Source organism: Candidatus Zymogenus saltonus, from assembly GCA_016929395.1.
GTDB classification, from domain to species: Bacteria; Desulfobacterota; Zymogenia; order Zymogenales; family Zymogenaceae; genus Zymogenus; species Zymogenus saltonus.
In genome coordinates this window covers 1-24,520 of sequence record JAFGIX010000039.1, presented here as the reverse complement: position 1 = coordinate 24,520, position 24,520 = coordinate 1, and the positions used below count along the sequence as shown (strand labels likewise).

25 protein-coding genes are annotated in these 24,520 nt (G+C 50.7%); 13 read left to right on the top strand and 12 right to left on the bottom strand.

Annotated elements, in window-relative coordinates; genetic code table 11:
* Positions 1 to 136: 136 nt before the first annotated feature.
* From JW984_07965 to JW984_07950, 4 genes are all read right to left on the bottom strand, one after another.
* Entirely contained in the window at positions 137 to 1,078 is a 942-nt protein-coding gene (locus JW984_07965) for a 3-hydroxyacyl-CoA dehydrogenase family protein (protein MBN1573115.1), read from the bottom strand.
* 202 nt (positions 1,079 to 1,280) lie between these two features.
* Complete coding sequence (locus JW984_07960; GenBank protein MBN1573114.1) at positions 1,281 to 2,114, bottom strand: methyltransferase domain-containing protein; 834 nt, start codon at positions 2,112 to 2,114, stop codon at positions 1,281 to 1,283.
* Positions 2,115 to 2,786 carry a cyclase family protein gene (locus tag JW984_07955; protein ID MBN1573113.1) on the bottom strand — a complete coding sequence of 224 codons (672 nt, stop codon included), beginning with the start codon at positions 2,784 to 2,786 and terminating at the stop codon, positions 2,115 to 2,117. It lies immediately after the preceding gene.
* Positions 2,787 to 2,818: 32 nt separating this feature from the next.
* Positions 2,819 to 3,079 (bottom strand): hypothetical protein, encoded by a 261-nt coding sequence (locus JW984_07950; GenBank protein MBN1573112.1) that lies wholly within the window; start codon positions 3,077 to 3,079, stop codon positions 2,819 to 2,821.
* Positions 3,080 to 3,868: 789 nt separating this feature from the next.
* Between JW984_07950 and JW984_07945 the strand changes: the two genes are divergently transcribed.
* Together JW984_07945 and JW984_07940 are read left to right on the top strand one after the other, a co-directional pair.
* Positions 3,869 to 4,309 (top strand): hypothetical protein, encoded by a 441-nt coding sequence (locus JW984_07945; GenBank protein MBN1573111.1) that lies wholly within the window; start codon positions 3,869 to 3,871, stop codon positions 4,307 to 4,309.
* A gap of 10 nt (positions 4,310 to 4,319) precedes the next feature.
* Complete coding sequence (locus JW984_07940; GenBank protein MBN1573110.1) at positions 4,320 to 4,718, top strand: hypothetical protein; 399 nt, start codon at positions 4,320 to 4,322, stop codon at positions 4,716 to 4,718.
* Between the two features lie 168 nt (positions 4,719 to 4,886).
* Here JW984_07940 and JW984_07935 read toward each other — a convergent pair whose 3' ends face one another.
* Complete coding sequence (locus tag JW984_07935; protein MBN1573109.1) at positions 4,887 to 5,192, bottom strand: hypothetical protein; 306 nt, start codon at positions 5,190 to 5,192, stop codon at positions 4,887 to 4,889.
* Positions 5,193 to 5,730: 538 nt separating this feature from the next.
* Between JW984_07935 and JW984_07930 the strand changes: the two genes are divergently transcribed.
* From JW984_07930 to JW984_07900, 7 genes are all read left to right on the top strand, one after another.
* Positions 5,731 to 6,036, top strand: coding sequence for a DUF2061 domain-containing protein (locus JW984_07930; protein ID MBN1573108.1), 306 nt, complete (start codon positions 5,731 to 5,733; stop codon positions 6,034 to 6,036).
* 26 nt (positions 6,037 to 6,062) lie between these two features.
* The gene (locus tag JW984_07925; protein ID MBN1573107.1) at positions 6,063 to 7,352 is read left to right on the top strand and encodes a sulfate adenylyltransferase; all 1,290 of its coding nucleotides are present in this window, start codon (positions 6,063 to 6,065) and stop codon (positions 7,350 to 7,352) included.
* Entirely contained in the window at positions 7,342 to 8,715 is a 1,374-nt protein-coding gene (locus JW984_07920) for an alkaline phosphatase family protein (protein MBN1573106.1), read from the top strand. The genes JW984_07925 and JW984_07920 overlap by 11 nt, the downstream gene beginning before the upstream one ends.
* A gap of 133 nt (positions 8,716 to 8,848) precedes the next feature.
* Positions 8,849 to 9,421 (top strand): adenylyl-sulfate kinase, encoded by a 573-nt coding sequence (gene cysC / locus JW984_07915; GenBank protein ID MBN1573105.1) that lies wholly within the window; start codon positions 8,849 to 8,851, stop codon positions 9,419 to 9,421.
* A 431-nt stretch (positions 9,422 to 9,852) separates the two neighbouring features.
* Entirely contained in the window at positions 9,853 to 10,422 is a 570-nt protein-coding gene (locus JW984_07910) for a hypothetical protein (GenBank protein ID MBN1573104.1), read from the top strand.
* 49 nt (positions 10,423 to 10,471) lie between these two features.
* Positions 10,472 to 11,875, top strand: coding sequence for a sulfatase (locus tag JW984_07905; protein MBN1573103.1), 1,404 nt, complete (start codon positions 10,472 to 10,474; stop codon positions 11,873 to 11,875).
* 283 nt (positions 11,876 to 12,158) lie between these two features.
* Positions 12,159 to 12,557 carry a hypothetical protein gene (locus JW984_07900; GenBank protein ID MBN1573102.1) on the top strand — a complete coding sequence of 133 codons (399 nt, stop codon included), beginning with the start codon at positions 12,159 to 12,161 and terminating at the stop codon, positions 12,555 to 12,557.
* A gap of 50 nt (positions 12,558 to 12,607) precedes the next feature.
* Here JW984_07900 and JW984_07895 read toward each other — a convergent pair whose 3' ends face one another.
* The 5 genes from JW984_07895 to JW984_07875 form a co-directional block, all read right to left on the bottom strand.
* Positions 12,608 to 13,684 (bottom strand): WG repeat-containing protein, encoded by a 1,077-nt coding sequence (locus tag JW984_07895; GenBank protein ID MBN1573101.1) that lies wholly within the window; start codon positions 13,682 to 13,684, stop codon positions 12,608 to 12,610.
* A gap of 117 nt (positions 13,685 to 13,801) precedes the next feature.
* The gene (locus tag JW984_07890; protein MBN1573100.1) at positions 13,802 to 14,752 is read right to left on the bottom strand and encodes a 2-hydroxyacid dehydrogenase; all 951 of its coding nucleotides are present in this window, start codon (positions 14,750 to 14,752) and stop codon (positions 13,802 to 13,804) included.
* 13 nt (positions 14,753 to 14,765) lie between these two features.
* Entirely contained in the window at positions 14,766 to 15,449 is a 684-nt protein-coding gene (locus JW984_07885; protein MBN1573099.1) for a hypothetical protein, read from the bottom strand.
* Positions 15,450 to 16,149: 700 nt separating this feature from the next.
* Positions 16,150 to 16,839, bottom strand: a complete 690-nt coding sequence (locus JW984_07880; protein MBN1573098.1) for a lysoplasmalogenase — start codon at positions 16,837 to 16,839, stop codon at positions 16,150 to 16,152.
* A gap of 37 nt (positions 16,840 to 16,876) precedes the next feature.
* The gene (locus tag JW984_07875) at positions 16,877 to 18,262 is read right to left on the bottom strand and encodes an MFS transporter (GenBank protein ID MBN1573097.1); all 1,386 of its coding nucleotides are present in this window, start codon (positions 18,260 to 18,262) and stop codon (positions 16,877 to 16,879) included.
* Between the two features lie 76 nt (positions 18,263 to 18,338).
* On the opposite strand from JW984_07875, the gene JW984_07870 reads away from it, so the two are divergent.
* Positions 18,339 to 18,515, top strand: a complete 177-nt coding sequence (locus JW984_07870) for a hypothetical protein (GenBank protein MBN1573096.1) — start codon at positions 18,339 to 18,341, stop codon at positions 18,513 to 18,515.
* A 299-nt stretch (positions 18,516 to 18,814) separates the two neighbouring features.
* Here JW984_07870 and JW984_07865 read toward each other — a convergent pair whose 3' ends face one another.
* A complete protein-coding gene (locus JW984_07865; protein MBN1573095.1) occupies positions 18,815 to 19,324 on the bottom strand; it encodes a hypothetical protein in 510 nt (169 codons plus the stop codon).
* A gap of 213 nt (positions 19,325 to 19,537) precedes the next feature.
* On the opposite strand from JW984_07865, the gene JW984_07860 reads away from it, so the two are divergent.
* Together JW984_07860 and JW984_07855 are read left to right on the top strand one after the other, a co-directional pair.
* Complete coding sequence (locus JW984_07860) at positions 19,538 to 20,632, top strand: hypothetical protein (GenBank protein MBN1573094.1); 1,095 nt, start codon at positions 19,538 to 19,540, stop codon at positions 20,630 to 20,632.
* 2 nt (positions 20,633 to 20,634) lie between these two features.
* Positions 20,635 to 21,738 carry a metallophosphoesterase gene (locus JW984_07855; GenBank protein MBN1573093.1) on the top strand — a complete coding sequence of 368 codons (1,104 nt, stop codon included), beginning with the start codon at positions 20,635 to 20,637 and terminating at the stop codon, positions 21,736 to 21,738.
* 431 nt (positions 21,739 to 22,169) lie between these two features.
* Here JW984_07855 and JW984_07850 read toward each other — a convergent pair whose 3' ends face one another.
* On the bottom strand, positions 22,170 to 23,570 hold the full coding sequence (locus JW984_07850) for a hypothetical protein (GenBank protein ID MBN1573092.1): 1,401 nt from the start codon (positions 23,568 to 23,570) through the stop codon (positions 22,170 to 22,172).
* Between the two features lie 257 nt (positions 23,571 to 23,827).
* Here JW984_07850 and JW984_07845 point away from each other — a divergent pair, with 257 nt between their 5' ends.
* Positions 23,828 to 24,466 carry a hypothetical protein gene (locus tag JW984_07845; protein ID MBN1573091.1) on the top strand — a complete coding sequence of 213 codons (639 nt, stop codon included), beginning with the start codon at positions 23,828 to 23,830 and terminating at the stop codon, positions 24,464 to 24,466.
* The last annotated feature ends 54 nt before the right edge of the window (positions 24,467 to 24,520 follow it).

The window sequence follows — 24,520 nt, the reverse complement described above, 5'->3', positions numbered from 1 at the left end:
TATATTTTAAAAACCAACGGGGGAAACAGGCCGCATGATCCACCTTAAAACCCCCGTTTCACTGTCTACCATATTGGGTCCACTTCACTCTCAGCTTAATTGTTATAATGATCCGACCACCGGCTGTATATGATACCTACACCGGCTCGAAGGCCTTTATATCCTCGAGAAGCTCCAATACCTTGAGGTAAAGCCTGTCCCTCTTCTTCAATATCTCCTCCTCTGTCCTGCCGCCGTAGTCGTGCATACCTTTAGAGGTCTTGGCCCCCAGGTGTCCCCTGTTTACCTTATCATCGATGAATTTGTTCTGGAGCCCGTAGGACTTTATCACGTCGTTTACGAGGTCGAGGCCCGTGAAGTCGAGTGTCTGGGCGACGCCCACAACCGGCAGCCTTATCCCGAGGCTCGTCTTTACGGCAAAGTCTATATCCTCAGGGGTGGCCCAGCCGTTCTCCAGCAGGTCAAAGACTGCAAGGCTGATGTTGTTCTGGATCTTGTTGACGATAAAGGAGCGGGTGAACTTGGACATCACGACCGGCTTTTTGCCGAGGCGTTCCATGAGGCCTGCCGTTTTTGCTACGGTCTCTTTCGATGTCTCCGGTCCAGGGACGACCTCCACCAGCGGGATGATGTGGGGCGGGGCAAACCAGTGGGCGATTATTAGACGCTCCGGCCTCTTTACCTTTACGGTGGAAAAAATGTCGATTCCGGAAGTATTGCTCGCAAGGATAACGTTTTCCGGCAAAAGGGCGTCCAGCTTTAAGAAAACCTCCTCCTTCACCTCGGGAACCTCGGAGACGGCCTCGACGGCGAAGTCTATTTTGATCGCCGCGTCTTGAAGGTCCCTCGTGGTGTAGACACGGTCAGAGATTTCATCTATCCCGTCCGGGTCCACGTGACCGAACTCCGCCAGGGTTTCGAGGTTGGATTTGATAAGCCTTTTCGCCTTTGTCAGGGCCTCCTTGTCCCTGTCGACCAGGGCCACCTCGACGCCCGACTGGGCGAAGACCTGGGCTATCGAATGGCCCATTACCCCCGCGCCTATAACGAGGGCTCGCTTGACCTGCACAGGTTCCATAATAAACCACCTCCACTTACTGTAAGTTTTTAAAACTAAAAAACAGGAGATACAATAGACTCTCTTCAAGACCGATCACTATTCTTCTTTAATCCATAAAGCATCCTCTTTATCCCAACCGCTCATTTTTTTATTCCGGCCGCCGACTTCAAGGGGCGGGCCTTCGCCGGCCAAGACCGGGAACGATTCTGTTTGGCTTAACTCATTTCTTCCTCGCCTCGATGTATAACATCGGCACGGTGAGCCTCAGCCCGCCCCTCCTCTCCGCGATTCTGTTCAGGTTCGCCTCGAGGGCGGAGAAAAACTCCTCGGCCTCTCCCGACGGGATGACCCCCTTCCAGCCGCCGAGGAAGCCGACCCTTATCAGCGAGTGATTGAAAAGGGAGCTCCCGTCGATAAAGCGCATGGCAAAGGAGTCTTTCTCTACTTTAGTGATGGCAAAGCCGGCGTCCTTCATGATTTTCGTAGTTGCCTTTGCCGTCAGCCTGTGCCCTATATGTCTTTCAAGGCCGTCCATGAGATCGTTCCTCTTCAGCTCGCGGATCGTTTTCCTGTAGCAGTCGTAGAACTCCCTCATGTGGCCCACGGGGTTTGTCGTAAGTATCATCCTTCCCCCCGGCTTAAGGACGCGGTGGGACTCATTAAGAACGGCTTTCGGGTCTTCAAAGTTGTTGATCCCGAGGTTCGAGACGACGAGATCGAAGGTATTGTCCTTGAGCGGCATCGAGGAGCCGTCTCCCGAAACGACGCCACAGTTTTGCACGCCCTTTGCCCTTATCTTGTCGTTTGTTATTTTGAGTGAGCCGGTGAGAATATCGATTCCGAAGACCCTCGACGACTCCCCCAGCCTCTCGGCCAGCTCGATTAAGGGGAAGCCTGTCCAGCACCCGACGTCGAGCACGGCCATTCCCCTTCGCATCGGTACGTTTTCGAGGAGCATCAGCCCGAACGGGGAAGACCAGAGGGATAGCTCGTCCAGGGAGGAGACGAAGTCGGGGTCATCTATGTCGAACCTGAATTCGAGGTATCTTTTCATCTAGTCGTTCACCTCGGCAAAGGCCCTCACCGGAAAGGACGCCCCCCGGACGATACGTAACGGCACGGCCGAGAACCTGAAGCCGTCCCTGGGGAGCCCGCCGAGATTTCTTAGGTTTTCTACAATGAGTATCTCGTTTTTGAGGAGCCTCGTGTGGACAGGCCTCGACTTGTCCGTCGTGTCGTCGACGTTCAGGAAATCGACCCCGACAAGGGCCGCCTTTGCCGATATGAGAAGGTCGACGAACTCCCGAGAGAGATAGGGGACTTCCTCGAGATACTTCTTTTCCCCCCAGAATCCGTCGAGTCCCGTCCTGATCAAGACGGCCCTTCCCGTAAGCTCTGATTGGTCGACAACGAAGTTCAGGGGGCGGTTGCTCGGGCCGCCGACCGAATCTTTCCTGTCGAGGACGATCCCTTCGATCCCGGCGACCTTCTCAAGGGGTATCCGGCTCAGGTCGGCGCCGTCCCGGTGGCGGTGAAAGGGGCTGTCTATATAGGTGCCGGCGTTTGTTACCATGGAGATCTTCCCGATGTAGAACTCCGCTTTGTCGTCGTAGTTCGGCCTCGACCGCTCGTGGTCGAGGTGGGCGCCGATCTCGATATTCCCGAGCCCCGGGTAGGCCTCCATCCCGTCCGCCAGGGCGTGGTTCAGCTCAATGTATCTGACCATAATTAAATGACTCCTAAAAAGAAACTTGCTTTTTAACGGACCGCCGTCTTATTATCGAATTTCGGCATCCCCTCGACGAACTCCATCATAGATTTTGAGGGGGAGCAGTTGAACGTGAGCGTCCCGAAGATCAAGAGATCGTACTTTGTGAGGAGTCCGTAATCGAAGTTTCGCACCACCGGGTACGTGTCTACGGAGTGCTTCTTGGACAGCAACTCCGCGAAGACCTCGCCTATCGTTCTCGTGCTGCCGGACCCGGAGTGGTGGACAACGGCTATCCTCTTTTCGCCCATTTTCCCTCGAAATATGTATTAAAACAGATTCCCCGGCCGCAAGGTTAATGCGCCAGCCTCCCTTAACCAAATAAACTATCATTTTTAATACGTTTTGTAAAGGGGGCAGTTTGTATGTATACATATATAGACCGGTATCATCTCCACCTCCTATCCCTAAAAGCCGGAAAACAGATGTAACAGCAAATATCTATTGTTTGCGGAACTCCACTTCCATACCGTAGCGGGAGAATCAGTCAATACCGTTTATTAAGACCGGAGATGGGTCTGAAGGTGTAAATGGGATAAGGGTAAGGGATGGTGCGGATGGACTTCGTTAAGATGCTTCTGAAAAGTTAGGGGGTTGCGTGATGGGGTGATGGACCAGTAAAATTACATATTAATAAGGGGGCGATGGCCCCCTCACTTTATTAACAAATTAGATTAATTACTAATAAAATGATATGTTTGTAAAAAATTCTTGACATTCTCTACTGTCAGATGTAACATATCCCCAATTGAATGGGGGGTTGGCCTCATTATATGGCGTCCTAAGGGGGGTGGGGGTTAGCGGATGTAATTTGGGGTGGGAAAAAAATGATGTGGCGAGCTAAAATGGTCTTCCTTTAAAGATAGGCGACCTTTTATTGAGATCGGCGGACCATAAAGCCCTCGTACCCGTTTTCTGTTTTTACGGCCGTTATGACGTTTTAAGTTTTATCTTACCGTTTCCTGCCCTCAGGGTGGATCAGCGTAACGTTTTGAAATAAATGTGTATTCATACTAATGAATAATTTGGAGGAGGAAATCATGAGACGGAAACTATTATTGATGGTTTTTATGGTTGTGTTGGTGTTGTCCGCAGGGGGAACCGTGATCGGGCAACCGTTGGATTGTTATAACTATGGTGAGTCAATTCAATATGGAAGCGGATGGTGCGACCTCAAGCCCCCGATAAACTTGGCTGAGGAAACATGCTTGAAGCTTACTATCGGCGGAACCGCAACAAAGGTACTTGTCCGTCTTCTTAAGGGCGGCGAAGATCCAAATTCGGCTGTGGGTCTGATAGGCGATCCTATTACGGTGCCGAGCAATAGAATTATAATAGTAAAGCTCAAAAAGGCATATCTAAATGTGGTTCAGGTATCCGTTCATGGAAATCCAAGCCCATTTGGGATCGATCTTGGAATTAACAACGGCCCCGCAAGGCTCGATATGGTTGAAAAAGTAGATTGCCCGGCCGAAAAGTAGAGGTTTAAAGATGCATTTAGAATTGATTTTTACAATCTTAAGTTTAGCTGTATCGATAGGCGGAGTTGTTGCTTATTTTACTAAAAAGCCTTGTTCTTCCACAATAATCTTGATAATCCTTATTGTGCTGGTGTTAATAAGTGGTGTGGAAATAGGTAGGTATTTTTCTCATAAGCATAAAATTGATTTTGTATCTAAAGAGATAGAGGAATGCCTTTTGGAAAAGGGTCCGAGAACAATAGAGCAGCTTAAGCTACTCGTTCCCGTCGATGACACTTCCGATCTTTATGAGGCCGTAAACAAACTGGTTGAGTCGAAAGTCATCAAATACGATGTCAGGATACTTTATGATGAACAGAGGAATTCTTATCAAGTTGGGGTCTATGTGATAAAGTTTTTAGGGGATTGAAAAAACGGGTTTTAGAATAACCAACGGGTCAGGATGGTGAGGATAGACTTCGTTAAGATGCTTCTGAAGAGCAAGGGGCTTGCGTGAGAGGGTGGGCCAATAAAAACTCTATGTTTGATAAGGGGGGGTGATGGCCCCCCCTTATTAGTTATTCAGCATTTAATCGCTCTATTCTATGAACTCGATCTTTAAGATATTGTCGCAATACTCAAATAAAACTTTTGGAGTTAAAGAATTTCTTGGTATAGATAGCCACTTTTTATTGTCCTTATAACCATCAATATCAGGGAAATCTATTTTTTCAAGAGACTTGGAAGAACCATCTTTGTATGTAATTGTAACGTCGTAACAATCTACCAAATTCTCATCAAACATTCCACAATCACAGCCGTTTCTACGTATTTTAGTAATCTCAAAAGCCTTAATTATAGATATTTCGACTTCATTGTCTTCCCAACAGGGAGCAAAATCCATACTCTTTCCATCATCATGACCACAACTGATACTTGTAATAGTATATGATTCGCCATCTCTCAGACAGATAATAGCTGAATGACTTGTCCTTGGCCAATAGTTGTAGACTTCACAAAAACCAGATATTGAAAAAAGGCACGCGATAGCGAGAACGACTTAAAAAATGATAAATCTTCTCATAACACTCTTTTTTTCCTCCTAATTATGATTAAAAAATGATTTTTTAGAAAACTCTAACATTTGCTCACCAATATAGAATTTTAAAGCACTTATCAAGTTTGTTCCATAAATTTATTTTACAAAATTACTTCTACAACTCTTTCTAAAACCGAAAATATATAAAAAATAGTCCCGCTCCATTCCCAACCCAAAATGCAAAAAATTTATCTGCGAATTGTGAATCTTCAAGGAAAACAAGAAAATTGTATACATTTGCCGGCGATAATCTTCGGCAATTAAAAGAAATAATTGAAAATAGGGGCAAATTAGTATATAATCAGAAGGTTATTCATTATCTCTTTTGGAGGTCAGGGGGGATATGATAAAGACCGAGAGACGCTACAGGAGCATTCTCAAGACCGTAAGCTGGAGGATTTTTGCGACGATGACCACGATCACCATCGTGTATTTGTTTACGGAGAGGATCGTGTTGTCACTTGAAATCGGTATGGTCGAGGTCGTGTCGAAGATGATACTCTACTACTTTCACGAGAGGGTCTGGAACCTCGTGACGTTGGGCAAGTGGAATCACCCGTTATCGTACATCAAGATCGATAAGGAGCTGAACGAAAAGGATAAGGAGATTATCCTGAATAGTTTGAAAGAGCTGGGCTATATAGAGTAGTTGAAATTGATATAAGGAGACGGACTTTGAGCGGAAATGAAAAAGAAACTGGATCTTTCAGGTATCACGGGGGCCTGGACTCTCCCGTAAACAAGGTGCTTGGGGCGAAGGAGACGGAAGAGATCAAGGGGAGGGCAAAAGAGCTTAAGACTATAAGGGTGTCCGTAGCCGACCTCCCCACGATAAGGAGGATAGGAGACGGGGCCTTGAGTCCCCTCGCCGGCCCCATGAACAGCGATGCCTTCGGGCGTGTTTTGACGGACGAGAACATCGTCTCAAACGGCGCCAAGTACGCCTGGGCTATACCAATCTCCCTTCCGGCCACCGATGAGGAGGCCGCGGCGCTGAAGGGAAAAAAGGAGGCCCTTCTTTTAGGGCCGAAGGGGGAGCCGGTGGGGTATCTCGAGGTAGAGGATATCTTCCCCTTCGACAGGGATCTGTATCTAAAGACCGTATACGGCACCTACAGGGTGGACCACCCCGGGGCGGCGATGGTAATCGCCGACGGGAGAATGATGATGGTCGGCGGGAAGCTCTCCGTTTTCCCGGAGACCTACGAGGGCCCCCTGAGTAAATACATATTCCCCCCCGGGGAGACGAGGAGGCTCTTCAGGGAGAAGAAGTGGGAGCGGATAATCGCCTTTCAGACGAGAAATCCCCTCCACAGGGCCCACGAATACGCGATGGTGATAGCGGTCGAGAGGCTGACCCGGGACGGCCACTTCGCCGGAGTCGTCCTGAATCCGCTGTTGGGGGAGCTCAAGTCGGACGACGTTCCCGCTGCGGTCAGGATGGAGTGCTACCGCGTCCTCCACGACAAGAGGCTCCTTGGAAGAGGGGATAAGGACGAGTCGCTCTGGAAGGAGGTGGGCTACGACCTCAACGACCAGTTCGAGCTTCTTGGGCTCGAGATAAAGATGTTTTACGCCGGGCCGAAGGAGGCCGTGATGCACGCCATATACAGGCAGAACTACGGCTTTTCCGACATCATCATCGGCAGGAAGCACGCGGACGCCCCCTTCGACGACGGTACCCCCATTTGGGGGGATTTCGACGCCCAGGAGAAGTTCGAGAACCTCAACGGGGAGCTTCTGATAAACAACCTGAACATCGGCTTTGCCGCCTACTACGAGGAGCTGGGTAGGGTAGGACTCGTCTCCGAGCAGAGCGAGAAGGGATTGAAACCGGTCACGATATCGGGGACCGAGCTTCGGGGAATGCTCGGAAGGGGGGAGGTCCCCGACGAGAGGTTTATAAGGCCCGAGGTCTCAAATATACTGATCGAATACTACAGCGGGCTCAAAGATGGAAGATAGAAAGGTGGTTATAATCGGTCTCGATTGTCTTGAGCCTACCCTCGTTGAGAGGTGGATAGATGACCTGCCGAACCTCAAGCGCATTATGGAAGAGGGTATTTACGGGAAGATCAGGAGCACCGATCCCCCGATAACGATACCCGCCTGGTCGGCGATGATGTCCGGCTACTCTCCCGGCTCACTGGGGCTTTACGGATTCAGGAACAGGGGCGATTTCTCGTATGACGCCCTGAAGCTGGCCACCTCCCGCACCGTGAAGAAAAAGAGGGTCTGGGATATACTCTCCGACAGGGGAAAGAAGGTCGTACTCCTTGGGGTGCCCCAGACCTATCCGCCGAACAGGGTCAACGGGCAGATGGTCAGCGGGTGGCTTACGCCCGATACGAGCGCCCAGTATACCTACCCCACTTCGCTTAAAAGCGAGCTGGTCGACGTCTTCGGGGAATATATCATCGACGTAAAGGATTTCAGGACAGACGACAAGGAGCGGCTCTTGAGGGAGATATACGCCTTTTCCAACCAGCACTTCGATATTGCGGAGTATATGATCACCAAGAAGAACTGGGATTTCTTCATGATGGTGGATATGGGCCCCGACAGGTTTCACCACGGATTCTGGAAGTTTTTTGACACGACCCATCCCAAGCACGTTCCAGGAAACGAGCTCTCCGACTGCGTCAGGGAGTACTACATCTTTCTGGACGGAAGGCTGGGGAGACTGCTTAAGAAAGTCCCGGAAGAGAGCGTGATTGTCGTGGTGAGCGACCACGGGGCGCAGCCGATGATGGGGGGGGTGGCGATAAACGAGTGGCTCATCGATAAGGGCTACCTGGCGGTCAAGGATTACCCGAAGGAGCTTACCCCCATAAGAAAGATAGAGATAGACTGGGAGAAGACGAAGGCCTGGGGCGAGGGGGGATACTACTGCAGGATATTCGTCAACGTCAAGGGGAGGGAGCCGAAGGGGGTTGTCGATCCGGGCGATTACGACGACTTTTTAAACGAGATTATCGACGAGATATCGAATATGAAAGACGAGTCGGGAAATCTCATCGGCAACGTCTGCTTCAGGCCGGGCGATCTCTACAGGGAGGTCAATGGGATACCGCCCGACATCTTTGTATATCTGGGAAACCTCAGGTACCGCTCGGTTGGCTCGCTGGGGGTTGGCGGGTACATCACATACGACAACGACACCGGGCCGGACGACGCAAATCACTCGTTTTACGGGTTCTTCGCCATGTCAGGAACGGAGTCGAGGGGGGTGCGGGACGGCATTTCAATAGTTGACGTGGCGCCGACGGTACTGTCCCTATTCGGAATCGACGCCCCGGATGATATAGAGGGAAAGGCAATTAAATAGGATTTTCATGTTATGAAGGAGATAGGACGGTCACGGTTTGCCAGTTTGGATATTTATAAGGTTAATAAAACGATAGATGGAGGTTTAAGTGGGAAAAAAAGATGACAGGGGGGTTACCCTCTGGTTTACAGGAATGTCCGGCAGCGGAAAGAGCACGGTCAGTGAAATAGTCGAGGAAGTCCTGAGGGATGCGGGCTACAAGGTGGAGGTATTGGACGGGGACGTCGTCAGGACGAATCTGAGCAAGGGGCTGGGATTCTCCAAGGAGGACAGGGATCTCAATATCAAGCGGATAGGCTTTGTCTGTAACCTCCTTACGAGAAACGGCGTGGTAGCGATAGCCGCCGCCATCTCCCCCTACAGGGAGGTCAGGGACTACAACCGGAAGGAGATCGGCGATTTCATCGAGGTGTTCTGCAAGTGCCCCCTCGAGGTCCTGATAGACAGGGACGTCAAGGGCCTGTACAAGAAGGCTCTGGCGGGCGAGATAAAGAACTTCACCGGGGTTTCGGACCCCTACGAGGAGCCGGAGAATCCGGAGGTGACGGTCAATACCGACCTGGAGACCCCGGAGGAGAGCGCCAGGAAGGTCCTGGACAAGATGATAGAGCTCGGGTATGTCGATATCGAGAGGCTGAAGTCGGCGATCGGCACGGAAGACGAGGAGAAGATTAAAAAGCGACTGGAAGACCTCGGGTATATATAGGGGGCTGTTGGGAATGGTCATGGGGCGATGGACGGCGGATTGATTGTAGGAGATGTTGGCTTATATATGGACATAGACGTCCTGTTGACCTGTTGAATGTTGTAGTGGGTCGATCCTTGGGACTGTTGCGGTGAACTTTGGCAGCGAAGATTTTCGGTTTATATGCGGTGTTTTATGTGTGATGGGAGCACTCCTGGCTTGTAGTTTATGACTGTTTTAAGCGGATCGTATTGATCCGCATCTGAGCGAAATCTCAACATCTAGGAGTAAAAATTCTAAAAGGGGGCGGATTTGAACCCGCCCCCTTTTCCAATTTTATAACAAAATTTCTCGGCCCGTCCTCGCCTTCCGTTTTTACGGCCAAAAACACCTTGAAAAAAGGGGAGTTTGGATTTATACTTTATCTAAATTATATAAATCTGGAGGATCTTATGGAAAAAAAGAGTTTTTATAAGAGGTTCATCTCCCCTCAGCTGACCGTTATCATCATAATGGCCATATCCTTCCTGGTCTATCACTACTCCCACATGCTCAAAAACTACACGCTGTTTCAGATTTTGTCAACATCTTCGGGGATATTGATAATGCTGACCCTCTGGTTCGGGACGTTCTACATCTATTCCCTGGCGTATCTTCGCGGGGCGTCCCTTTTCGAGAGGATCGTCGCCTGTTTTATTCCCGCCTTTCTCTGGGCCACCAAGGAATCGATAATCATGGCAGGGATATACAGCGTGCCCGAGGCTATATACTTCTACCTCAGCGTGGTCGACCAGTGGCTCGTATCCACCATGATTGCGGAGATGGGGATTTCGGAGCTTCTCTTGAGGAGAGCGGCCAGAAAACGGGGGGTTGTGCACAAGAGGGGGCCTGCCGTCGCGATCATCGCGATTGTTATCGGGATCGGGAACTTCCTGTTTACCCTTTTGTGGGACGTGGGGGTCAACCACTTTTACATCTTCATGGACGGCTACAGGGCAATCTTCTGCTCCGGGATGATGTAGGGGTGTGCTGCCGTCAAAAATTCACAATTCGTATTGAGTGAGGTTTGATATGTCGGATAAAAAAGATAAGACCTTTTTAGATAGGGAGTTAAACAGGCGGGAAGCCTTGAAGACGATGGGGGCTGTTTCGGCGGCGGGGCTTGTGGGACTTTCGGGGCTCTCGATCCCGAGTATATCGAGGGCGGAGAAGCGCCCCAACATAATCTTCATCCTGAGCGATGACCACAGGTGGGATCACCTGAGCTACGTGGGCCATCCCTTCATCGAGACCCCGAACATGGATAGGCTCGCCAAGGAGGGGGTGCACTTCGACAACGCGTTTGTCACCACCTCGCTGTGCAGCCCCAGCCGGGCGAGTTTTCTTACAGGCACCTACGCCCACACCCACGGCGTAAAGAACAACATCACGGTCTGGAACAACGAAAACGTCACGTTCATGGAGCTTCTGAAGGGAGCGGGCTACGACACGTCATTTATAGGCAAGTGGCACATGCCGGGCAAGCTCCCGAAGCTTCGCGGCGTGGATCAGTTCGTGACCTTCACCGTCCAGGGGGGCCAGGGACGCTACTTTAACTGCCCCTTAATCGTCGACGGGGTCGAGATGCCGTCGAGAAAGGCGTATATAACCGAGGAGCTGACCGACTGGGGGATCGAGTTCATCGAAAAAGAGCGGGAAAACCCGTTCTGCCTCTACCTCTCCCACAAGGCGGTTCACCACCAGTTCCTCCCTCCGGAGGACCTGAAAGACCTCTACAGCGATGTGGAGGATCTCCATCTCCCGAAGGACTTCGATCCGTGGGTGACGCTGACCGACGGCAACCTATACTACGGGATGCTCGGCATAATGCAGCAGAAATACCGCAACTACTGCCGCGCTTTGGTGGCGCTCGACCGGGAGATAGGACGCCTCCTCGACAAGCTGGACGAGATGGGAATCGCCGACAACACCATAGTAATCTACGCCGGGGACAACGGCTATTTCTGGGGGGAGCACAACCTGGTGGACAAGCGCTTCCCCTACGAGGAGTCGATGCATATCCCCTTTATAGTCCGCGCACCCGGGATTATCCCCGATCCGGGGAGGCGGGCCGGGCAGATGGTCCTTAACGTCGACCTCATGCCCGCGATACTCGAGATGGCGGGCATTAAAGTGCCGGATAAAGTGGAGGGGGAGAGCTTCGTGCCTATCCTGAAAAGCGGGAGAGCCGAAGGGAGGGAAGCGTGGCTCTACGAGTATTTCACCGACTACCCGTATCGGGTTCCGCCGAACTTTGCCGTAAGGACCAACACCCACAAGTACATCGAGTTCGAGGGCAGGAGAGGAAGGGAGCTCTACGACCTCGTAAGCGACCCGAAGGAAAAGGTGAACCTAATCGGAACGGAGGAGGGCGAAAGGCTTTTGCCCGATCTCAAGGCGAAGCTGGACGAGCTGAAGGCGGGGTACGGTCTCTGATTTTAATCCTGATTTGATTATATAGACTTGGTTTGAATCAACCGGGGCTTACCTATATGGTAGGCCCCTTTTTTTGCAATTAATTCAAAAACACTGCTTTTATAGTAATGTTCAATAATGTTTCACATTTGAATAATCATGATATTTTTTGCCGTATTACTATTTTATCTGCTCATAGCATTGACACTAAAAGAAAGTATGATAAAATTTACAATATAGGCTGAAAGGTCTCAATGTTTATAGGAATTTACGTGTCATAACCATCATATAAAGGAGTAAAAAAATGGTACTGTTTGAAAACGAGAGCTACAGGCTCTCGATAGATGAATCCGTCCCGTGTCTGGAATGGATAGGAAAGAAGTTTATGGCTTCCCAGGATTTCAGGACTTCGGAAGAGAAGAGCCTCGAGTTTTTTAAGGAATACAAGGTTAAATACCCCAGGCTTCAATGGTTTGTTGACGCGAGGGATATCGGCTTCATCTCGGAAGAGGATACTGCCTGGGTGGCCGAGGTCATTCTTCCGGCGTTTGCATCCTCCGGGCTGAGAAAGGAGGCGTTTGTCGTCCCTTCGAGTCACTTTGGAAAGATAGCGATAGATAATTACAGGTCCGATGCCGGCGAGACGATCGAGATAGAGGTATTTGACAATGTGCAGAAGGCAAAGGATTGGCTCAAGAAGTAAATTTATAGCCGTTTTTTTTCTTGATTGGGGCTTGCAGTTGATGTAAGCCCCTACTTTTTTTCATAAACATCAGAGTGCCTTATATACCCGTACCTCCCGTTGACCCTGACCGCCGCCATTCCCTCGGAGAACCACCCCGTCCAGTCGTAGCGGGGGGGGACTACGAACTTCCCCGTCTTGTCGATGAAGCCCCACTTTTTGACCCCAAACCGTGTTACGTGGTCTGCGTGGGCGAGCCCCTCGTGGAAGTTGCCCGACCTCCCCTCGAGAACGATCCTGACCTTTCCCGTCCCGTCGATGAAGCACCAGTTCCCTCCCGATGCTTCGCTTGTCTTTACCAGAGCCAAACCCTCGTGAAATGCGTTGAACTCTTCGTATTTCGGCGCAACTATGATCCTTCCGCTTTTATCGATAAATCCCCATAGGCCGTTTTCTTTGACGGGGGCGAATCCCTCGGAGAAACCGCCTAAAATCTTAAACCTCGGCTCAAACTTGATGACAAATTCCCCCGATTTATTTATATATCCATGAAGGCCGTCAATAGCGGCCGGGGCGATCCCGTCCGAGAAGTCACCGACGTGTTTGAATCTCGGCCTGATTTTCATTTTTCCCGATCCGTCGATGTATCCCCAGCGGTCGATGCGTGCCGCATCGAGAGCGTTTTTCATATCCCCGTCGTCGTCGAATCCCACGAAAGCCAGGCCGTCAGAGAAGCCCCGGGCGAGGTCGAATACCGGCTCCGTGATAAAGTTTCCCTTTCTGTCGATGAAGCCCCATTTCTCCCCGGTGCGGACAAGGGCGTATCCCTCCCGGAAGGCCCAGGCCCAGTCGAAGCGGGGCTCGATTACCACCTCTCCGGCCTTGTCAATAAAGCCCCACTTCCCCTCGATCTTCACCTGGGCGAGCCCCTCCGAAAACCAGCCGGCCCTCTCAAGCTCCGGCTCGATGACGAAGTTCCCCTCCTTGTCGACAAATCCCCACTTGCCGTCGACCTGTACCTTGCCCAGCCCGTCGAAGAAGGGCCAGGCGAACTCGTACTTGGGCCTTATCGCGTAGCCGGCGCACCCCGCCGCAAGGGTAATGAGGATTACCGTGATTGACAAAATAATGCGGTCTATCCGTTTCATAGGCGAACTAACCATTACACTGAAGCGATGTATCCAATATAACATATAACGCCAATATAACATATAACGGTGTTGAGATGGAGAAAGAATTGTGTTCATCAAATCCCTTAGCGATTTTCATCCGCCCTTTGTGTAAAACGGCTTCTCTCCCCTCTCCACCCTCCTGATGTTCTCGGCAACCCCCATAACGATTCCCCCCATCGAGACGTCGGTGGAGCCGGCGATGTGGGGGGTGGCAAGGACGTTGTATTCAAAGATAGGGTCTTTCGGGTCGGGGGGCTCGTTCCAGTATACGTCGAGTCCCGCCCCTGCGATCTTCCCGTTTTTAAGTCCGTCTCTCAGGGCGTCGTAGTCTATTATCGATCCCCTCGACAGGTTGATCAGAAACGCGTCCTCTTTCATCTCCGATATGGCTTTTTCGTCTATCAGGCCCCTGCTCCGGTCCGTGAGCGGGAGGCAGAGGATAACGTAGTCGGAGCGGTTTAGGAGCTTATGGAGGTCTCCCGGTCCTCCCGCCCATTCGAGGCCGAGCTCCTTTTTAGCAGCTTCGGGGTCGCTCCTCTTTATCCCGATGATCTTTACGTCGAAGGATTTAAGCCGTCTTGCGAGGGCGCGCCCTATCCCCCCCAGCCCAACGAGACCGACGGTTCTCCCCGTCAGCGCCCTCCCGTGCGGCTCCCCCATTTTTCCCTCTTTGAAGCTCTTTTTAAAATTCCTGAAGTTCCTCGAAAGCCCCACCATCATGTATATGCCGAGCTCCGCCACCGAGTCGGCGTTCTTCGAGATGTCGGTGGGGACGTTGGCGACAATTATCCCGAGCCGGTTCGCCGCCTCGATGTCCACCCCCTCGAGGCCTGCGCCGCACTGCTGGACGAGCTTCAGCCTGTCCCCCGTCTTAAGCACCTCGGCCGTGATCTTCGTCATGGTGGGGATGAGGACGTCGTACCCCTCAAGGCTATCGACGCCGAATTTGCCGGTGGCTGTGAAATCGTGCTCCGGCATCTCGGCCCTTATCCTTCCAAGAAAGCCGGCCCAGGCGTTTTCAGGGGCACTAAAGATGATCCTCATGATGCCTCCCCGCCTATTCAATGCCCGGGAAGTAGGAGGTGGAAAGCGCAATCAGAAGCTGTCCCGTCGGGTAGAGGAAAGGCCCGATGATGAACTTGAACGGCTTAATGAAACGGTGTATCGAATACTCGGAGTCGGCAATAAAGAGGATCGACGTCCCGATAGTCAGGAAGACGGCCTGGGTTGTGCTGAAGAAATCGCCGAAAAAGGTCGAGACGGCGCGGTGAACCATGAAGAGCATGACCATCGCATAAAGCATCACGGGGATCTTCCACTCCTTGCCCAAACCCTTCCAGATGTAGGAGAGGAGGCAGATGAGTACCAGTAGTAATCCTATAGCCACATATATGTCCTCGAAATGAAAGCCGTTGTAAATCGTGATCCCTATTGGGTAGACGAGATAGGCGAAGAAAAAGACGATCAGGGCGGCATAAAGGATGTTGTCCTTTGTCATGTTGATGTTGAAGATGTCGCCGGCGAGCGACAGCAGAAGCCCCGCCAATATCCACATCGTGTAGCCGAAAACGGCACCGGGGGTAAGGAGACCCAAAAGGGCCACGATGACGGTCAGGATCGTTGTAATTGGCTGGAATATTGCGACCTTCTTGTAGTCCTCCTTGTTTCTGGCTATCCAGGTTATCATCATGCCGACGAAGATGAAGGGAATCGGGATCAGTGGGATAAGGTTGTTTTGCATCTCTTTTTCTCCTATGATAAAAATATAGTTTTTAATAATATCATTTTAAACAAGAAAGTGGAATTAATTGTACTGTCATTCCCGGCTTGGGTGGGAATTTATGCTGTCATTCCCAGCTCGATTGGGAATCCAGAAAAACATCGGCGTGAATTCCCATTCTATCAAAGCTTCCCGCTTACAAGCAGGGGTTTGTGGGCGCCACCCAACCCAAAGACGCCCTCCCTCTGGATTCCCGCTTACGCGGGAATGACATTTTTTGTCATTCCCGGCTTGGGTGGGAATTTATGCTGTCATTCCCAGCTCGATTGGGAATCCAGAAAAACATCAATCTGGATTTCCGCTTAAGCGGGAATGACAAATAGTATTTAATGGATTCCCGTTTTCACGGGAATGACATTTTTTATCATTCCCGGCTTGGGTGGGAATTTATGCTGTCATTCCCAACTCGATTGGGAATCCAGAAAAATATCAATCTGGATTTCCGCTTGCGCAGGAATGACAAATAGTATTTAATGGATTCCCGCTTACGCGGGAATGACATTTTTTGTCATTCCCGGCTTGGGTGGGAATTTATGCTGTCATTCCCAACTCGATTGGGAATCCAGAAAAATATCAATCTGGATTTCCGCTTACGCGGGAATGACAAATAGTATTTAATGGATTCCCGTTTTCACGGAAATGACAATATTTGTCATTGCGTCTACGGCCCTGGGAAATATGACGTAGAGAGGGCGATCAGGAGCTGTCCCCCGGCGTAGAGGATCGGCCCTATTACCTTGAGATCGATCACGAGCTTCGGGGGCGGCGGCTTCCTGAAGGTCTCGATCGCAAACTGCACGTCGCCCAGAAATATCATCCCCGTCCCCGCCGTTATCAGGATCGACTGGGCAGTCGAGAACGTATCGCCGAAGAAGGTCGATATCGCCCGGCTGATGAGGATGAAGAGTACCAGCCCGTAGATCATGCCCGGCACCTTCATGCCTTTTAGTCCCCGCCAGCAGTAGGAGATGAGGCCGGCGTAGAGGGCCAGGCATATCAGGCCGACGATTATGTCTTCCCTGTGGAATCCGTCCATTACGGTGAAGGCCAGCGGGTACGTGAAATAGGCGAAGACGAAGACGATAAGCCCGTAGATCACCGTCTCCATGTCGGTCATGTCGACGTTCCAGCAGTCTCCGATAAGGGAGAACGTGAGGCCGACGAGGATGAAGATAGTATATAGATCATTTGCGTTTTCAGAGGCAAACCCGAGGGCGGCGACGGCGATTATTAAGAGTGTCGTCAGGGGTTGAATGTACTCGACCCTTTTCAGGTCGTTTCTCTTCCTTGCGATGAAATAAAGGAGTATTCCCGCAAGGCTGAAGGGGACGGCTAAAAGGTGGCAGCTCACGATATTTCCTCCCTGATAATTCCGTTTTTGTCCGGCGTTACTTCCCTTTCGACTCGATCACTTCTATCTTCTTTTGTATCTCCTCGTGCGCCCTTTTGTCAATTGGGTAAAAGGCGTGGACGATATTCCCTATGAGGAAGAAGGCCGCGCTCCCGGGGCCTATGAGGAGCCTGATCCCCAGGAGGGCGGACTGCGGCTGGACGAGGTCCGCGACCCCGTTTACCGGTTCGATGTAGCCGGAGCAGTTAAGGACCACCCCGCAGAAGAGGCCCGCCAGGGCGGCCCCCACCTTTATGACGAAGCTCCAGAGACCGTAGTATATCCCCTCCCTCTTGACGCCGGTATTTGCGTAGTCGTAGTCTACCGTGTCGGGGACTATCGACCAGGGCATGATGTAATGGGTCGAAAAGCCGACCCCCGCAAAGAACATGATGACGTACGCCGAGACAATCCCGTATTTATGCGCCACCGCCGAAAAGACCAAGACCGAGACGATGACTATGGACATCCCTGTAAGATATGTGTTTCTCTTGCCGAGTTTTTTCGACACAAAAAGGGTTATCGGAACAAAGAGGACCGATGTGGCCAGAAGTACGATCATGGCGTATGTCACCAGGTCCTCCCTCTGATAGATGTATTTGAAATAATATATCATCATGGAGAGGATGACCGACACCCCCGCCGAATTTGTAAACCAAGGGATCAAGATCAGCATGAAGGGCCTGTTTTTAAAGGCGTCCAGGTTTGACTTGAAGATGTTCTTCTTCTCCACGACATCAGGCAGTGGCGGCTCCTTTACGGCGAAGAAGGGGGTGATCGCCGATACGGCGATGACCATCCCGAAGATCGCCCCCAGGGCGATGAAGCCTATCCTCCTGCCGTAGGACATCTCAAAGGCGCTGATTATGGGGACGGAGGCCCCGGCCCCGATGAACGTCCCCATAACGGCGAATACGGTCCTGTATCCCATAAACTCCGTCCGCTCGTTGAAATCCTTCGTTATCTCCGGGAGGAGGGAATTGTAGGGGACGTTGGCGAATGTGTAAAAGGTGCACAGGAGCATAAACGACAAAGTGGCCCAGATAAGAATCCCGGTCTGGTTTTCCACACCGATCTGGGGATCGGTGAACATCCAGAGGAAACAGAGGCCGAAGGGTATCGCCGAGAATAGGAGCCAGGGTCTCCTGCGTCCCCACCTGGTCCTTGTCCTGTCGGAGAGATAGCCCACGGCGGGGTCGGTCACCGCATCCCAGATCTTTCCAATCATGAGGGCCACCCCCGCCAGGGCAGCGTTCAGCCCCACCTGGTCGGTCAAAAAGTTCAACAACAAAAAAGTCCCGACCGTGAAGAAAATACTGCTGGAGAGATCTCCGGCTCCGTAGCCGAGCTTCATTCTCAAAGGTTTTTTTATTTCATTCTGCATAATAATATATCTCCAAAATAAATAACTTAAAAATCCGCCACTGCCGCCAAAGGCCACGAAAATGTTACTGTAAAAGTTGAGATTTCGCAAGCTAAAAAGGCCCGGGATAGAAATCCGGACCTTTCAAAGATACAAATACGGCTTACCCGACCCCTCCGATCTGACTGAGGCGGCCTCCCGCCCCGAGTTCATCGAGATCGTCAAGGCGATAATCGCGGACTTTGAGGCTAAGAAGAAGGCAAAGGGGAGGTAGGACCACATAAGACAAGGGACTTAAGCCCCTTGCTTCAAGCCCCTTGTCTATAGTGCCATCAGATTGCCAGCGCCCGCCGCTGGCAGGCTCGCAATTACATTCCTTGCCACCCTTGTCATTGCGAGGAACAAATATTGTCAAAAACACTGACGAGGAATGTTCTAAACTCCTTTTTGGCTAAAAGAATTAACGGGGTGGATCGCCCGATCCGCCGAGGGTCATCGGCCGATTCATGTAACCGGGTTGAACCGATAAAAACCGTATATATCTACGCTCCCACCCTTGATCTTTCCGTCCGACTATTTCACGGACGCCTTGAAGACACAAGTCTCCTTTGCGTTCGGCCTCAAGTCAAAGCTCTCGATTTTGATATTAGGGCTGATCTTCCTGAAGTATAGCTCGTGAATCTTCGTGCAGCCGTGGATACATGAGACCTTTGCGGGCTTCCCGTCCTGCGTCAGGTAATCATCGAAGTTGACCATGACGAGGTTGTCCCAGTTCGGGCAGGAACTGTATTCCCATTTGAGGGAGTTTTCGTCCTCCTCCAGGAATTTCGGGACGTAGCCGTTGACCTTTGTTATCTGGTTCAAGAAGTGCTTCATCTTATCTGCCGGTTTCCCCTCGGGCTGAATCATCATGTAAAGGATCTCAACGGCCAGGGGGATTAAATCGCTCCACATCTCAAGCTCCAGCTCGATTATCTTCTCCGGGCCGAGTCTTTTGTAGGCGTACCATGACCAGCCGTTCCCGATGCTGTACAACATCTGAAGCCTTATGGCATTGGCCTCATCGCTCGTTAAATCGCGCATAAAAAACCTCTTTAATATATCTGAATTTCTTTTATTTGAAGTTGGTGCAATTGTCAAGAAAAAACTTTTTATTTATCGATGAAGAGAGGCAAGATCGATCGAAAACTATACATAAATTTTACAAATTATTTATTCTGTCTATACAAAGGACTATTATATTATTTCCGTGGCAGGAAGAAGATAGATTTTATTCTGTAAATAACAAGGGATTAAATGGCCAAGATATTGTTAAGTCCCCTCTCGTGGGGACTCGGACACGCAACCAGGGATATGCCTATTATAAACCTCCTGATCGAGTCTGGGCATGAAGTGGGAGTAGCCGCAACCGGCGTAGCATATACGCTGCTCAAGCGGGAATATCCAGACCTGAAATTCTACCGGGTGGAGGACTACCCATCCCCATATACGAGGAGGGGCTTTTCGGTGGCGCGGCTTCTCGCCCTGTTCCCGCTGATGTACAGAAATATCATCAGGGAGCACAGGGCGATAGACCAAATCGTAAAAGAAAATGGTTATGATCTCGTAATAAGCGACAATAGGTTCGGCGCCTTTGCCAAAGACGTGCCGTCCCTTTTTATATCGCACCAGATAAGGTTTTCCACGCCGGGCGGTTTCGAGGCCATCGAGAAAGCTACAGAGGCGTTCAACGAGTTTTTCCACAGGAATTTCGACCGCGTAATCATCCCCGACAATCCCCCCGGGGAGCTCTCCCTCAGCGGAAAGCTGGGACACGCCAAGAGACCGGGGACGATAGAGAGGGCCTATTACGCGGGGATCCTGTCGAATATACGAAAGATAGACGTCGACGAGGATATAGATTACCTGATCAGCATTTCGGGCCCGAAGGAGACGAAAAGGGAGCTCCAGAAGGTTATTATGGATCAGATCGACTCCCTCGACGGCAAGAAGGTGCTGCTGATGGGAGATCCGGAGTCCTACTACGAGGAGCACCTGAACGGGGGCGTCGTGGTGAAGTCGCACGCCTCGCGGATCGAGATGGAGAAGCTCCTCAACAGGGCGAAGTGCGTCATAACGAGGAGCGGCTACACGACCATCATTGAGCTTGCGGAGCTGGGGGGGAAAAAGGCCCTCCTGATCCCGACGCCAGGGCAGACCGAGCAGGAGTATCTCTCGAGATATTACAGCGAGATGGGCTGGTTTCACTCGGTGGATCAGAGAGACCTCGACCTTGAGCGGGATATTGCCGTGGCCAAAGAGATGGCCGGCCTTCCGGCCATGCCCAGGTCGGTTGAAAATGAAAAGAGACTGTATGAACAGGTTATCAGGAAGTCTCTGTCAAAAGGATAAGGATGTATACGTATAAATTAGAAAAGATGTTTCCCGACCGGAAAGAGAACGGGCAGATGGACAGGATGGGTCCGATGCCTCTGTTCTTAAAACCCACGGATCGAAACCTGACAAGGGGGAGTTTTCCCAACGGCAACTCTGAGATAAAGATATTTCACATGTCGGACATACACTACGACGGCAAGAGCACTGAGATCTTTGAGAGCGTGTTGGGCCATCTCTTGGACGAAGGCCCCCACTACGTGGTGATCACGGGCGATATAGTCGAGGGGCCCACAGAAGATCTGTCCGTTCCGGTAACGATGATCAGGAACGTGTTGAGGGACGTGAAACGCTTTTTCGGCCACGCGCCCCGCCTCAGGGTCGTGCCCGGGAATCATGACCTCTTCTACAACGGGATGTACGGATTCAGAAGGACCGGGAAGTTCTACGAGCTTTTCACCGAGGAGGAGAGGGGACACCACTTTTCCCCCGATGACCTCATAACGGTTGCGGCGTTCGACTCCAACCAGATCCTCGAGCCCAGGGGCGGATTTTTGAGAAAGATGAGCCAATTTTTAAGAATAATGTCCCACGGGCTGATAATCGAGAGGGACCTGGACGAGTTCTCCGACTGGGCCAGGGGGCTCAAGAGATCGATATACGGCAGCGAGTACCGGGACTCGTTCAAGATTGCGCTCCTTCACCACCATCCGATGCCGGCGAAGTACAACTTTCTCCCGCGGATGGCGGACGAGGCGTACATGATGCTCGAAAACGCGGGGGTGTTTCTCTACCGGCTGATCCAGGAGGACTTTTCCCTCATCCTCCACGGCCACCGGCACTATCCCCAGTTCTGCCGCGCCACATATTACGACCAGAACGGCGTCGAGAAGGAGATAGGGGTCCTGGGGTGCGGCTCCTCGGGCAAGAAGGCGGACGAGTGGATTCGGATCGTGGGCCACAATTTCAACGTCATTACCGTAAGGGGGGACGGGTCGGTCTCCGCCGTCCAGTATTTCAAGCGCGGAACGAGCGACTTTCTCCCCGGATTGAGGGAGATCGAGATAAAAAAACAGGACAATATCAGGGGAGGGGGGACGGAAAGGAGACAGGGAGCCTTCTGAAAAAGGGGAGTTAAAGGATATTTAAGTAGGACTTATGATCGTATAATTCGCAGCGGTAGAAAGCCGTCAAGACTGAAACTCTAATTTCTCCTACTCTTTTGGCGAGGTGAGTCGAGATGGAAAAAAACGATTTTGAGCCGATAGTCCCGAAGCGAACCGGAAAGGGAAACGATATATTGGCCGTCATAATAAGCGTCGCACTCCAGCTCGGCGCATTTCTCTTCTTCGGCTTCTATCTGGGGCTTTTCTGAAACGAGTCGGTTTTCAACCCGTGGGAAATAACTATTGCCCCCTTTGCCTTGACCCATGAGCGTCATGGCCGATGTCGCAATTTTCTATATTGAAAACCGCTCCACATGTAAAAAAACGGGGGCAGGCTTAAACCCCGCCCCCGCGCTGTTTGATGTTTTGCTTTTTTCGACGGCCGGCTCCTATCTCGACAGGGGGTCGACGGGTGATACGTAGTCTTTGTCCCCGCAGTCTAAGTTTTCCTTCAGATATATCTTCCTTACTCCATCCTCAACCGCAAAGATGAGCTGATATACCGTTATCGATGCGTTGTTCTTCTCGATCAGATGCTGCGGCCGGTAGCAGATGGCGTTCTCGTCGGTGATCTCGCCCTCCGGCTGATAGGCCAATATCTCCTTCATCTCGATTAGCGTCACCCTCCCGTCGGCGGCGTATTTTTTCGCCGTGGTGTCGGCAGTCGGCTGTCTGCCTGTGCACACATCCGGAAAGAGGATCAAATGCTTCATCTCGTCTGTGACAAACGTGTTTGTCGAGGTGAGCATCCCTATATCCTCCCAGTAAGTGCCTTTAAGGCCGTCCTTCTTGACATCGGTGATCACGAACTCCTCCCTGGACCTCTCGAGGCGAAGGAGGTTGCCTTTAAGGTCCGTCACCATGAAGTTCTGGGCGTTGGGGCTCCCCGTTTTTGTCCAGTGTTCGACGTACTCGTAGGCGTCGTCTGCAATCCTCAACGCCTCCCTCCCCCTGAAGGTGTAGGGGAGCCTCGGCTCCTTTGCGTACTCCTTCGTGAACATGTTGTTTATAACTACCGAAACGCCCTTCGAGTTCCACCCCATGTCCCATCCGAAGAGGCCGGCGTAGGAGCTCATGGTCGTCACCACGTCCTCGCCGTTTATCCTCTGCTCCTCGAAGTAGTAGTCGCCGAAACCCTTTGACTGGGGCGGGCTGTCGATGGTCTGGGCAATGATGACCGAGCCGTCCGGATTTAAAATGCCGAAGGAGGAGCAGCCCCCCGTCTCTTTTCCCTTATCCTTGTAGAAGAGCTTATAGTAGATCGGGCCTATCCTGACCGCCAGCGTGACGTAGACGAGCTCCCGCCACGTGTAGGCGAAGAGGACGTCGGCCGCCTTCACGTCGTGCCCCTCGTCGAGGAGGCCGTGGTACACCCCCGTTATCTCGTCCCTGTACCTGTCGTCGATCGCCTTCCAGTAGTAGCGGCTCTTCTTCTTTGCCCGATGCATCAAGAGTGACCCCGCGTAGTCCGTCACCTCCTTGTCGACGGTCTCCATGTATGAGATCATCTCGTCAGAGATAGCCCTTGCCTTGAGGTAGCCTATCATGTATTGGTCATCGGCCCTGACCTGCAGGAACTTCGACTTCCCCCCGACGTCGATTACCCGGCAGTACTCGGTCGGCTCCCCCTCTGTTTTAACATAGACTCCGCCGAAGGCCTCGTCCTTCACCACCTCCGGCACCTCCCTCGTTTCGACCCCTTTCAAGTCGCCCAAAGATGTCGTAAGGGCAAAGATCAAGATAACAATGAGTCCTGCCGCGAATATGAGAAATAGGATTAGTTTTTTCATCGGTAATTCTCCAAAAATATTAAGAGATTGGCTTTTTTAGATTACTCCCGTTCCAACCATTTATTCATACAACTTATTGGTCGAGTTGTCAACGCTACGGCGTGGAGATGAAAGGTACTTTATATAGAATTTACAGGTAATGCTTTATTACGTTTTTATTGACTTAAATATTCTTTAAATATACAATGAATAAAACTGTCATTGCGAGGAGCGGAGCGACGAAGCAATCTCGTAGATTCAATTAATGAGATAAAAAAATGAAAGATAAAACGTTTTCAGAAAGAATGGGACTTGTCCCCGAAAAAGCAGTACAAATAAAATCTATGGATGATGGATTAAGAAACAGGCTTTGGAATTGTTTTGTAAATGTTTTTTTTGGATTGCCGGATTTTGAAAAGTTTGCAAGTTTTTTTCTTTCTCCAGAAGAACAATTTCAAAGGTCATTTATATGCAATCTATTTGATAAGCATTTTAAAATTGATGTTGATGACATACAAATGAATTATGACAACTTAAGTTTTTCAAAATGGCGAGATACAAGCGTGATAGAGATTAGAAAAATATTAGACAAAAGTGAATGGAATGAAATATATGATTTTATTGAGTTTGTTATTAATTACTTACCTAAAGGTGACAATAGAGATTCTTTGATTAAAGAGATTAATAATGTTTTAGAAGAAGAAAAGTCGGGATACCGTTTTCTGGGAAGTACACTAGTAGATATTACAGATGAAGAAGAAATGTCCGTAATTAAAGAAGCAACTACCTTGGAAGACAAGCTAAAGGTTGTTTCTAACCATCTCGAAAAGTCTTTAAAGTTTTACGCAAATAGGGAAAATCCCGATTACATAAATTCCATTAAGGTGAAAAAGTTACGATCTTACCTTACAGTTTAGTCGTTTAAAGAGAAGATATTTTATCATAGAAGAGCCATCCCCGAACTTTAATTA

Bases quoted from the DNA above. Each gene is read 5' to 3' on its own strand.
- JW984_07920 (MBN1573106.1), top strand. From the start codon at position 7,342: ATGGAAGATAGAAAGGTGGTTATAATCGGTCTCGATTGTCTTGAGCCT.
- JW984_07865 (MBN1573095.1), bottom strand. From the start codon at position 19,324: ATGCGCGATTTAACGAGCGATGAGGCCAATGCCATAAGGCTTCAGATG.
- JW984_07845 (MBN1573091.1), top strand. From the start codon at position 23,828: ATGAAAGATAAAACGTTTTCAGAAAGAATGGGACTTGTCCCCGAAAAA.
- JW984_07950 (MBN1573112.1), bottom strand. From the start codon at position 3,079: ATGGGCGAAAAGAGGATAGCCGTTGTCCACCACTCCGGGTCCGGCAGC.
- JW984_07885 (MBN1573099.1), bottom strand. From the start codon at position 15,449: ATGCAAAACAACCTTATCCCACTGATCCCGATTCCCTTCATCTTCGTC.
- JW984_07850 (MBN1573092.1), bottom strand. From the start codon at position 23,570: ATGAAAAAACTAATCCTATTTCTCATATTCGCGGCAGGACTCATTGTT.
- JW984_07945 (MBN1573111.1), top strand. From the start codon at position 3,869: ATGAGACGGAAACTATTATTGATGGTTTTTATGGTTGTGTTGGTGTTG.
- JW984_07930 (MBN1573108.1), top strand. From the start codon at position 5,731: ATGATAAAGACCGAGAGACGCTACAGGAGCATTCTCAAGACCGTAAGC.
- JW984_07905 (MBN1573103.1), top strand. From the start codon at position 10,472: ATGTCGGATAAAAAAGATAAGACCTTTTTAGATAGGGAGTTAAACAGG.
- cysC (MBN1573105.1), top strand. From the start codon at position 8,849: ATGTCCGGCAGCGGAAAGAGCACGGTCAGTGAAATAGTCGAGGAAGTC.
- JW984_07860 (MBN1573094.1), top strand. From the start codon at position 19,538: ATGGCCAAGATATTGTTAAGTCCCCTCTCGTGGGGACTCGGACACGCA.
- JW984_07910 (MBN1573104.1), top strand. From the start codon at position 9,853: ATGGAAAAAAAGAGTTTTTATAAGAGGTTCATCTCCCCTCAGCTGACC.
- JW984_07935 (MBN1573109.1), bottom strand. From the start codon at position 5,192: ATGGATTTTGCTCCCTGTTGGGAAGACAATGAAGTCGAAATATCTATA.
- JW984_07965 (MBN1573115.1), bottom strand. From the start codon at position 1,078: ATGGAACCTGTGCAGGTCAAGCGAGCCCTCGTTATAGGCGCGGGGGTA.
- JW984_07960 (MBN1573114.1), bottom strand. From the start codon at position 2,114: ATGAAAAGATACCTCGAATTCAGGTTCGACATAGATGACCCCGACTTC.
- JW984_07895 (MBN1573101.1), bottom strand. From the start codon at position 13,684: ATGAAACGGATAGACCGCATTATTTTGTCAATCACGGTAATCCTCATT.
- JW984_07890 (MBN1573100.1), bottom strand. From the start codon at position 14,752: ATGAGGATCATCTTTAGTGCCCCTGAAAACGCCTGGGCCGGCTTTCTT.
- JW984_07900 (MBN1573102.1), top strand. From the start codon at position 12,159: ATGGTACTGTTTGAAAACGAGAGCTACAGGCTCTCGATAGATGAATCC.
- JW984_07875 (MBN1573097.1), bottom strand. From the start codon at position 18,262: ATGCAGAATGAAATAAAAAAACCTTTGAGAATGAAGCTCGGCTACGGA.
- JW984_07940 (MBN1573110.1), top strand. From the start codon at position 4,320: ATGCATTTAGAATTGATTTTTACAATCTTAAGTTTAGCTGTATCGATA.
- JW984_07855 (MBN1573093.1), top strand. From the start codon at position 20,635: ATGTATACGTATAAATTAGAAAAGATGTTTCCCGACCGGAAAGAGAAC.
- JW984_07955 (MBN1573113.1), bottom strand. From the start codon at position 2,786: ATGGTCAGATACATTGAGCTGAACCACGCCCTGGCGGACGGGATGGAG.